We start from the raw sequence: 10,478 nt of genomic DNA on the forward strand, positions 1-10,478 counted from the left end.
CCCACGCGTGAGCGTTGAGATGTGTGCGTGAGGCAGTGCGTGCAATTCCCCATCCCCCCCACCTCAAATCAGCTCCCGGATCGGCTGCGCGCCGTTCTCCACGAGGTAATGCGGACGCCCTTTGTTATCGGTCACCGTCGCGGTGTTCACATCGATCCCCAGGTTCCGATACAGCGTGGCAAAGACTTCGGGGAAGGTCACCGGGCGGCTGTCGGCCTCGCCACCCAGGCGGTCCGTGGAGCCGATCACCTGGCCGTTTGGCATGCCACCACCCGCCAGCAGCGCCATGGCCACGCGCGGCCAGTGATCACGCCCCACCTGCTTGCTGATGATCGGCGTGCGGCCAAACTCACCCCACACAAGAACGGTGCAGTCCTTGTCCATGCCGCGCTGATGCAGGTCTTCAATGAGCGCGGTGATGCCTTTATCAAAGATCGGAAAGTCCTCGCGCTCGCGGGTGAAAATGTCATTGCCCGCTCCGCCATGCCAGTCCCACTTGCTGTAGTTCACCGTGACCACACGCGCCCCGGCCTCCACCAGACGCCGTGCCGTGAGAAAACTCTGCGGCACACGCGGCGCGCCGTTTTCATCGATGCGCTTGACCGTGTCGCCCATACCATAACGTGCCACAATGCGCGGGTCCTCTTTGGAAAGATCCAGCGCATCAGCCAGCTTGGAGGAAGTCAGCACGCCCATGGCCTGCTGCGTGAAGGCATCCATGCCCTCCATGCGGCCGCTGGAGTCCACATCCCGGCGAAAACGGTCGATGCTGGCGAGCAGCCGCGCGCGATCCGCCAGCCGGTCATACGTGATCCCTTGCAGCGTCAGATCTCCCCGGCTCGGCCCTGTGTGCCGAAACGCACTGTGCGCAGAGCCCAGCATGCCGGGCCCCGGCTCATTGTACGGGCCGTGCGTGCAGTCGTAGCACATGCTGACAAACGGCGGCACGGCGGGATCCAGCGCCCCCTGCAGCTTGCCCACCACGCTGCCAAACTGCGGCCATCCTCCCGGCGGAGCCACGCCCGTGGGCACATGCCCCGTGTAGCACTGCGCCGCATCATGCCCCGCCTGCGCCCCCACCAGCGAGCGGATGATCGTAAACTTGTCCATCATCTTCGCCATGCGCGGGAAGAGCTCGCAGATCTCAATGCCCGGCACATTCGTCCCGATGGGCTTGTGCGGCCCCGCGATCTCCCTCGGCGCATTCGGCTTGAGGTCAAACATGTCCTGATGCGGCGGCCCGCCCACCAAATAGATGAGAATCACCGACTTGTGCGAACTCCCAATGCCCGCCTGCGATTCCAGCGCCAGCAGTTTCGGCAATGAGAGCCCGATCGAACCCAGTCCGCCGATCTTGAGAAAATTCCGCCGCGACACCCCATCACAGAGCGGACTGGCGTGATCTGCAGGAGCAAGGATTTTGAGCATGACATGAAGTGGTTGCCAAATGCCGCCGATGGCCTCTGGAGCGCGCAAAGATACGCCGCCGCCCCGAAGTCTCTTTCCAGCCCCCATGCCACCCGCTCGCATTTGGGCCTCAGCGAACGCGACAGCGTCTTGGAGTGCGGCGGCAAGCCTGGGCGCGACGCCGCTTTCGCAAGCCGGACGGCAGCCTAAGACCGAAGCGAATACTTCACCCCGCGAAAGCGGTGTCGCCGATGCAGGCTTGCGCCGTGCATCTCTGCCACCGCACTGATTCGCTCTGCTCACCCTTCGGGCAGCCTGTGGCTGTCTATCTTCGCTTCGCTACGGTTCCAAGACGCTCACGCATGTCATTGTGACCATCCCCCCATCTACATCCCCCCCACAAAACCCGCATGCAAACACCCCCATGCTGCGTAATTCCCCCCCAATTCCATGAAGCGCTTCCTCACACTCGCCGCCGTCCTGCTCATCACAGTCGCCGCCGCCCTCCTCTTCTCACCGCTGGCCGCACTGCACGCCGCAGACCCCGTCACCCTCTCCGTCGATTCCCCCGCCATCGTCTTCTCCCCCGGCAACTGGACCGGCGATGCCGGCCGCAGCGGCAAGCTCTTCCGCCAGACCTGGAACGCCGGCGCCTACTTCCGCGTCACATGGGAGACCACGAACGCGAAACCCACCGCCAAACTCCTGCTCGATACCTCCACCTTTCCGCTCCTCTTCAAAGGACCGCAGATCGCCTACTGCATCGATGGCGTGTGGAAATCCAAGATCCCCTGCGCCAATGAAATCGTCATCGAAGACCTCCAGCGCGCAGGGCCGCATGAGCTCTGCGTCGTCCTTCAGTCATCGCAGCAAAAAGAGCGCTGGGGCAGCCCCGGAAAAAGCGGCCTCAACGTGCTGCGCGTCACCGGCCTGCAGCTCGATGCCGAGAGCCGTCCCGTGCCCAACCCACCCGCCGCCAAGTGGGCCATGATCATCGGCGACAGCATCACCGAAGGCATCGGCGCCACCGAGCTCTCACCGTACTCCCAGCTCATCGGTCAGGCCCTGCAAACCCAGGGCTACGAATACTGCATCAACGCCTGCGGCTGGAGCGGCTGGATCAATCCCGGCGACAACCCACCCGGCGATGTCCCCGGCTACTACGTCATCACGGGTTCCACCAACGGCACCGGCGGACAGTACGATGACACCGCAAGCCGCTGGAACAAGATCGACGGCAACAACCACTCCCTGCTCGACTCAAAGGGCCACCTCAGCGCCGATGGCCAGCCCGGCCACGAGCCCGCCCTCATCCTCATCAATTACGGCACCAACGACGCCCTCCACAAGTCCAACCCCAGCGACACCCAGGCCAGCATCATCCAAAGCCTCGCCGCCCTCCGCCGTAGCGCCCCCGACGCCCACATCATCCTCCTCATCCCCTTCGGCCAATACTACGCCAAAGAGCTCAAACACGCCGTCGCCACCCATCAGCAAACCCATCCCTCAGACAAAAAACTCTCCCTCATCGACCTCGGCCCCAGCGTGGCCAGATCGCTCGCCCCGAAGAACGGCGTGCTGGGTGGACTGCATCCGAATGATCGCGGCCACGCCCTCTTCGCCGCGAAAATCATCCCGCAGGTGCTGGGGATTTTGGGTGGGGAGAAGTGAGGCGTGTGAAAATGGAGGATAGGTTGCCACCCGATGCGATTATGCACCACATCTACAAGCCGCTGGGTTCATTCAAATCAGGCTGTCTGACTTAGCTACTGTACGGAAACCCACCTGCTTGGACTTTTTGACCTTCTCAATCACCCCCTTCTGGACCAATTGGGCGAGCCAAGACTTAGCCTGCGGTTTCGTGATAGCCAGTAGAGCCGCCACTTCATCTTCTGTACGGGCGTCTGCGAGTTCACGACAGAGAATCTTCCGCACCGCATTCAATAACTCCTCTTCGGGTGACGGCTTAGTGTCTGCGGCTGTTGGCTCCAATGTTTCCGTTACTGCTGCAACAGGCTCTATCTCGGGAGCAGCATCATAAACGGGTGGTTCCTCCCGCAGGGTAAGCGGCAATGTTTCTTGTTTTGGCTCCGCGATTACGGCCGCAGCCGCAGCAACAAGCGCCCATCCGAGTTCACTTCCGCTTTGCGGATTCGGCCATGCTTTGCCACCACGATTTAGAAGGGCCGAGTTGCCTTTGCCTGAGTTCGCGCCATTGCGGACAAAAACCGGCACGAAGCGCAGACGATCAAGCTGCTCAACAGCTCCAGCCCATGTGCCACCTTTCTCGAAATCCGAAGTCACCACCAAAGCAGCATCCGCGAGGGCATAGATGAGTTTGTTGCGCTGCATGGCGTGCCCCACATTGAAGCCCGCTGCCGGATCATAGGGAGAGATGAGAACCAACCGGCCATCCATCAAAGGGGATCGATTATCGCGGGCCAAAGCAGCCTTCTCTAAACTGTCTGCCATTACAACTGCCACTTCACCACCTGCCACCAGAGCGCCATGCATGGCTGCACGATCAATTCCCCTGGCTCCGCCAGAGACGATCGAACGATGCGCCTCAGCACTGATGCGTCCCACGTTCTCCGTGTATCTGATGAGTTCATCATCCACGTGCCGAGAGCCTACGACTGCCAGCCCGCCTTTCTCCAATAAAGCAACATCCCCACAACCATAGAGAAGCGGCGGAGTATCTTCCTTGAGCCTCGACTTTAGCCGCTTCGGATACTTGGAATCAGCGCGGCTGATTACCCAGATGGAGCGCGCGTTCCAGCGCTCCACTGCTTGACTCAGCAGGAAACCACGACTCAGCAGCGCGTTTAAACGCTCGCGACCAAAAGGCTGGGAGCAGGTTTCAATCAACTCCTTCGCATCCGGCGCGATCAAGTCAGCGGGCTGCCTCTGCTTTTGGCGCAAAATCAGAGCGAGCCGATTGTATTCACCGAGACTAAGCAGATCACACGAAGTCTCACTGCGCCCGGCGATTAGCGGAGCAGTCAGCAGCAGGATGGCCTGTGTGTTTGGTGTCAGAGGTTCGATCATTCGTCAGAGTTTGCAGTGGATGCCAGTGCCAGAGGATACACTGCTCCGCTGCCATTGGATGTTAAAAGATAGGCAGCAACCGTCAGCGTCCACTTGGAATCCACCATGTCATCCACCAGAAGCACGGGACCGGTTGGGATGTTTCCCAGAATTTGCAAAGCGCCATCCACGTTTCGCGCCTGCTGACTGCTGTTGGCCATGTCTTTTTGTGCAGGTCTCTCATCTGTCTTTTCCAACACCACATGGAACGGCAAATTCAGCGCGGCAGCAAGACGACGAGCAAAATCAGGCACCAGAGTGGGGTGACGGCGCGAGGGAATACACGTCACCCACGCTGGCGGTGGAAATGGAGCCCAATTTCGAATCATCACGACACTGGCTTCGACGAGCTGATCGGCAAAGCGTCCATTTCTAGATTTTCCCTCTCGAACCAAAGTACCCCAACCCGCATCATTCCATACGCATAAGACTCGTCCAGTCTGCGCCCGGAAAGCCTCAGCAATATTCCCCCTCACGTTCATATGAGGCAAACCTCCTCCTGGCCATTGACGGCGCGGCTCCAAAGGCAGGCTGGTTCGACGAAGATATGCCAGAGATTCGCGCTCGATTCCTTCGTCGAAAGATTCTGGCAGCGGAGCAATTGGAGGAGGCTGATGCTCCCCTAACTCTCCATCCAAGGCATGTATCAGGTATTCCATATGTCCATTTTCCAGAGCGACATAGGACTGCATCTGCTGCTGCTCGGAACGCCGCAGATCAGTGAGACGGTCCGCTCTCTCCCAAAACGCTTCCGCCAAATTGGCCACTGTGAGACACCACTTGCCGCCCACTTTCACAATTGGTGCAGGCGATTCCAGTGACATGAGTTGCAAGGCCTTGTCGATCCGTCCGCGTCTTGCGTTGACCAGCGGCATGAGTTCATTGAGTGAAAGCCCGTCCGGTGCGCCCTGAAGAGCTGCCAGAACTTGAGCCGCTTCATCACGCGAGGGAAATGCACTCTCGATGAAGAAGTTCGTAATGTCGGTTTCTTCTGCTCCGCTGAGCAAGACCCCATGAGCGGCATTCAATGCTCGGCCAGCACGGCCTACCTGCTGATAATAGGCCACCACTGAACCGGGAGTCTGATAGTGTATCACAAAAGCCAGATCCGGCTTGTCGAACCCCATGCCGAGTGCCGGTGTCGCCACCAGCGCCTTAACCTGATTATCTAAAAGTGCGTTCTCTAGCTCCACCCGCCGCTCTCCGGTTTCGCCAGTATAGGCTTCTGCCAGAATACCACGTGATTGTAGCCAACCCGCGATTTGCACAGCATCCCGCACTGTCAGAGTATAGATGATACCGCTACCGACGATATTCGGAAGGTGAGTGGCCAGCCAGGCCATGCGCTGCACTTGGTTTGGGATCCGTATCGTTTGCAAGAGCAGAGAGGATCTGCCCAACTCGCCACGCGCCACCGTGAGATTCGGCCCCAGAACCAACTGCAAATCAGCAAGCACTCGGTTATTTGCCGTGGCGGTGGTCGCCAATACGCGAAGATTAGCAGGCATCGTGCGCAGAATGCGTTCAATGAAGCGGTAATGCGGTCGAAAATCGTGGCCCCAGTCGGAGATGCAGTGCGCCTCGTCCACCACCAGCAGTGATATGCGGGCGGCAATAGGAGCCAGTACATCTGAGCAAAAGCGGGGGTTGGCCAGTCGTTCAGGTGAGATCAGGAGGATATCCACGTCGTCTTGAACCAGCGCATCCTCAATGGCTTGCCAGTCGTCTTGATTCTCCGAGTTTATAGTGACAGCGCGTACCCCCATCCTCTCCGCCGCTGAGATCTGATTCCTCATCAACGCCAGCAGTGGCGAAATCAAAATGGCCGGTCCCATGCCTTCTTCACGCAGCAGCTTGGTGGCGATAAAATACACTGAGCTTTTGCCCCAACCCGTCCTCTGCACCACGAGCAAACGGCCACGGCCATCGACTACATGTCGGATTGCTTCTTCCTGACCGTCATGAAAAGCAGCCTCGGGATTCTGTGTTCCGAGGCGCAGGAGTTGGAGAGCACGTGTTGGGTTGTAAGGCATGGCATGACGATTCTATAGTTCCGTGACACTCAACTCATGCCTGCGGAGGCGGCAGAATTGCTGGATGTTCGGCAAACCATACGGATTTTACTGAATAGATCTTGGTGATATTGCCATGGCAAGATATTCCGCAGAAAAATGGCGTTGAACCAGCGTGCGCAATAAAACTATTGCACAATAGGCGCGTTGCCGCTGTGCCATTGCGGCGCAGGCAGTAAAGCAACCGCCATCACCCGCCATGCGAAGCTTATAGCTGGGAAATGGGTGTCAGGGTAAGGACCATCGCAACATGCGACCAGTGATCACGCATCCCCCCTGCAAACTCCCCCGCCCTCCCCACGTAAATCATTTGAACCCACCCGCCTCCTGCGGCAGGTGCGCCACCGCTTTTCCCCTCGATTCCGCCTTCGCCTTCGTCCTGATCCATCCATGAACTACCCAGCCTCCCGCAGTCTGCCTCTGCCTCGTTTTCGATTGAAGTCCGCTCTGCTCGCACTCGCCCTCGCGTGCATCACTCAGGCTGAGTTTGCCTTCGCAGCCAAGGACCCCACGGACGTGACCGCCGTCGTCGCGGGCGCGGTGAAGGATGACAAGCTCTCGATCACCGCGGGCAACGATCTCTTTGGCGACACCGCCGCAGGCGTGCCGAAGAAACTGCACATCGAGTACACGCTCGGCGACGAAAAGCTCTCGCGCGATGTGGGCGAGAACCGCAAGCTGGAAATCGTAGCGCCTGCGGGCAAAAAACTCGTCATCACCAAGGCCGTCTATGGACCTGCGGATGGCTCGAAGCCGAAGACCGTTGCCGTCGTCACGGAAAATCCCGGCGAGTTGCTGGCCACGCTCCCCGGTTTCAAGGTCGAGCTCGTGCGCAAGGCGGACGCAGCCACGGAAGGCTCGTGGATCTCCATCGCGAAAGATCCTCAGGGCCGCCTGCTCCTCGGCGCGGAACCGAAAGAACCCATCTCCCGCCTCACGCTCAAGAACGGCAAAGTCACCAAGGCCGAGATCCTCAAAATCCCGCTCAGCGAAGTCATGGGCATGCTCTTCGCCTTTGACAGCCTCTACATCAATGGCCGTGGCAATGGCCCCGATGGCAAGAACGTCTATGGCCTCTGGCGCTGCACCTCCACCACCGCCGAGGAGGCCTTCGACAAGGTCGAGTTCCTCCGCGAGTGGCGCGGCGGCGGTGGCGACCACGGCGCGCACACCATCCTGCTCAATCCCGACAAAAAGCACCTCAACGTGCTCTGCGGAAATTTTGTCGATGTGCCTGCCGATGTGCTGCCCACCTCCCCGCACAAAAATTACGCGGACGATCTCGTGCTGCCACGCGCCGAAGATGGCAACGGCTTCGGCGCAGGCCGCAAGCCCCCGGGCGGCTTCGTCGTCCGCATGGATCCCGATGGCAAGAACTGCGAACTCATCGCCAGCGGCGAGCGCAACACCTACGGCGTCGCCTTCAATCACGATGGCGAGCTCTTCGGCTTTGACAGCGACATGGAGTGGGACTGGGGCACACCGTGGTATCGCCCGGTGCGCGTCTATCATGTGACCAGCGGCGCAGACCATGGCTTCCGCGAAGGCGCCAGCAAGTGGCCCGAGTATTACCACGACAGCCTGCCCGCCACCGTGACCATCGGCATCGGCTGCCCCACCGGCGTGGGCTTCGGCACCGGTGCCAAATTCCCCGCCAAGTACCAGCGCGCCTTCTTCATCCAGGACTGGACCTATGGCCGCCTCATCGCCGTGCATCTCACGCCGTAGGGCGCCAGCTACGGCGGCACTTGGGAAAACTTCGTCGCGCCGAAATCGCTCCACGAAAAATCCGGCAAGACCCCGCTCAATTTGACCGGCCTCACCATCGGCGATGACGGCGCGATGTACTTCACCATCGGCGGACGCCACACCCAGGGCGCGCTGTTTCGCGTGACCTACGAAGGTACCGAATCCACCGCACCCGCCGACCTCCACGAAGTCGCAGGCGATGAATCCCGCACGCTGCGCCACAAGCTGGAAGCGTTCCACGGCCACGAAGACGCAGCCGCCGTGGACACTGCATGGCCGCATCTCGCCAGCGAAGACCGCTTCATCCGCTACGCCGCACGCATCGCCATCGAAAGCCAGCCCATCAACTCATGGAAAGCACGCGCCTTGGCAGAGACAAACCCCACCGCCGCGCTGACCATCCTCCTCTCCGTCGCACGACTCGGCGGCACTGAGGCGCAGGGCGATCTCTTCAAAGCCCTCGCAAAGGTTCCCCTCCCGCCGCTCAGGGTCTACAAAGGTGGCGCAAAGGTTCCCCTAGTATCGGTCGAGAGCCAGGACCAGCACCTTGAGCGCATTCGCGTCATCGAAGTCGCCATCAGCCGCATGGGCAAACCCGCCGCTGAAGTCGCCGCGCCCATCATCGCCATGATCAGCCCAATGTACCCCGCACCGAGCGTCGCGCTCAATCGCGAGCTGTGCCAGACACTCCTCGCGCTCGATGCACCCGACACCATCACCCGCACGCTCAAGCTCCTCGCCGCCGCACCCACGCAGGAAGAGCAGCTCAACTACGTCGTCGCCCTGCGCACCATCACCAATGGCTGGACACCGGAAATGCGCCGCCAGTATTTCGCCTGGTGGGCCCAGAAGCGCACTACATCGCAGCATCCCGAGACCACCCTCAAGTGGTTCACCGATGCCGGCCGCGACTTCAGCGATGGCGCAAGCTTCAGCAACTTCCTCGTCAAAATCCGCCGCACCGCCATGGCCAACGTGCCGCCCGAAGAACTCGCCGCGCTGCAGCCCGTGCTCGACTCCTGGATCGAGCCCGCCCCCAAGCTCAAGAAGCCCAAGAAGGACCGCACCTTCGTGAAGAACTGGCAGATGTCCGACCTCATCGGCGATCTCGACAAACTCAGCAAAGGTCGCAACTTCGCGCAGGGGCAGGACGCCGTGAACGGCACGCTCTGCCTCATGTGCCACCGCATCGGCGATGAAGGCGGCTCCGTCGGCCCGGATCTCACCGCCGTGGCCAGCCGCTACTCGCCGCAGGTCATTCTCGAAGCCCTCATCGAACCCTCGAAAGTCATCTCCGAGCAATACGCCAACACCGACATCACCCTCAAAAACGGCAACTTCCTCACCGGCCGCATCGTGGGTGACACCGATGACAAAATCATCCTCCGCCCCAGCATGCTCGCCCCCGACACCAAGGAGATCAGCAAAGCCGACATCAAGACCAAGGAAACCTCCAAGCTCTCCCCCATGATGCCCGGCCTCCTCAACACCCTCACCAAAGAAGAAATCCTCGACCTCCTCGCCTACTTCCAAGCCGCCGGAAAGCCTGAGGGTGCCGCGTTTAAGAAGTAGGTGGAGCGGTGAATGTTGGCTATAAAGATGGCGAGACAAATCCAGCCCATTTGTATCGCCATCCCATACCATGAAAGTTGACATCGAAAGCGAGAGCGAAGCCGTGCAGGCCTTTGTGCTGGCCACCATTGAGGAGTTCCACCAAGAACACGGCAGAGCCTCGGTGATCCGCTTTGATGTGCAGGCAAACTGGGGGCAGATCCACGCTTATCCGAGCACGCACCACACGCCGGAAACCATTTTCGATGACGTAGGAAGCCCCGTGAACTTCACATATGACAGCGAGACCTGGATGGCACACTCGGACGCCAAGGACGCACTTGAGTACAAAGGTCAAAGCTGTTCGCCAGACGGTGCCATGGGCCCATTCAACAACTTCGTCTCAGTCATGGTTTATGATGCAGTCATGCTCGCGTTGAAAAAGGTTCCGCCTGAAAAAATCCCCAAGTCACTCGTGGTCGACGCCGCTCCCGAAAGCGAGGGCATCTTCCACGAGGTCATCATTCCTGATGAACTCCCACACTGAATTCGAACCGGCCTGATTTTGCGCTGACCATGCAGGAATGGCTTCGCACCCCCAAAATATGGGTG

The 10,478-nt window shown here is 59.9% G+C and carries 7 protein-coding genes; 4 read left to right on the forward strand and 3 right to left on the reverse strand.

Features of this window, described 5'->3' with window-relative positions; translation table 11 throughout:
* Positions 1-63 precede the first annotated feature (63 nt).
* Entirely contained in the window at positions 64-1,428 is a 1,365-nt protein-coding gene (locus WAW39_RS00875; RefSeq protein WP_422314796.1) for a DUF1501 domain-containing protein, read from the reverse strand.
* A 429-nt stretch (positions 1,429-1,857) separates the two neighbouring features.
* On the opposite strand from WAW39_RS00875, the gene WAW39_RS00880 reads away from it, so the two are divergent.
* Positions 1,858-3,078 carry an SGNH/GDSL hydrolase family protein gene (locus WAW39_RS00880; protein ID WP_422314798.1) on the forward strand — a complete coding sequence of 407 codons (1,221 nt, stop codon included), beginning with the start codon at positions 1,858-1,860 and terminating at the stop codon, positions 3,076-3,078.
* A 72-nt stretch (positions 3,079-3,150) separates the two neighbouring features.
* Here the strand turns inward: WAW39_RS00880 and WAW39_RS00885 are convergent, their stop codons facing one another.
* Together WAW39_RS00885 and WAW39_RS00890 are read right to left on the reverse strand one after the other, a co-directional pair.
* Entirely contained in the window at positions 3,151-4,455 is a 1,305-nt protein-coding gene (locus tag WAW39_RS00885) for a DNA-processing protein DprA (protein ID WP_422314800.1), read from the reverse strand.
* Positions 4,452-6,527, reverse strand: a complete 2,076-nt coding sequence (locus WAW39_RS00890; protein WP_422314802.1) for a DEAD/DEAH box helicase — start codon at positions 6,525-6,527, stop codon at positions 4,452-4,454. Before WAW39_RS00890 ends, WAW39_RS00885 begins: the two co-directional genes overlap by 4 nt.
* A gap of 429 nt (positions 6,528-6,956) precedes the next feature.
* On the opposite strand from WAW39_RS00890, the gene WAW39_RS00895 reads away from it, so the two are divergent.
* The 3 genes from WAW39_RS00895 (at position 6,957) to WAW39_RS00905 (ending at position 10,413) form a co-directional block, all read left to right on the forward strand.
* Entirely contained in the window at positions 6,957-8,294 is a 1,338-nt protein-coding gene (locus WAW39_RS00895; protein ID WP_422314804.1) for a hypothetical protein, read from the forward strand.
* An 81-nt stretch (positions 8,295-8,375) separates the two neighbouring features.
* Positions 8,376-9,887, forward strand: a complete 1,512-nt coding sequence (locus WAW39_RS00900; protein WP_422314806.1) for a hypothetical protein — start codon at positions 8,376-8,378, stop codon at positions 9,885-9,887.
* A 70-nt stretch (positions 9,888-9,957) separates the two neighbouring features.
* Positions 9,958-10,413, forward strand: coding sequence for a hypothetical protein (locus tag WAW39_RS00905; RefSeq protein WP_422314808.1), 456 nt, complete (start codon positions 9,958-9,960; stop codon positions 10,411-10,413).
* Positions 10,414-10,478 lie beyond the last annotated feature (65 nt).

Origin of the sequence: Prosthecobacter sp. (assembly GCF_049294395.1) — a bacterium.
Lineage (GTDB): Bacteria > Verrucomicrobiota > Verrucomicrobiia > Verrucomicrobiales > Verrucomicrobiaceae > Prosthecobacter.

What these genes read in the sequence shown, in the direction of transcription:
- WAW39_RS00875 (WP_422314796.1), bottom strand. Translation starts at nt 1,428, where the DNA reads ATGCTCAAAATCCTTGCTCCTGCAGATCACGCCAGTCCGCTCTGTGAT.
- WAW39_RS00880 (WP_422314798.1), top strand. Translation starts at nt 1,858, where the DNA reads ATGAAGCGCTTCCTCACACTCGCCGCCGTCCTGCTCATCACAGTCGCC.
- WAW39_RS00885 (WP_422314800.1), bottom strand. Translation starts at nt 4,455, where the DNA reads ATGATCGAACCTCTGACACCAAACACACAGGCCATCCTGCTGCTGACT.
- WAW39_RS00890 (WP_422314802.1), bottom strand. Translation starts at nt 6,527, where the DNA reads ATGCCTTACAACCCAACACGTGCTCTCCAACTCCTGCGCCTCGGAACA.
- WAW39_RS00895 (WP_422314804.1), top strand. Translation starts at nt 6,957, where the DNA reads ATGAACTACCCAGCCTCCCGCAGTCTGCCTCTGCCTCGTTTTCGATTG.
- WAW39_RS00905 (WP_422314808.1), top strand. Translation starts at nt 9,958, where the DNA reads ATGAAAGTTGACATCGAAAGCGAGAGCGAAGCCGTGCAGGCCTTTGTG.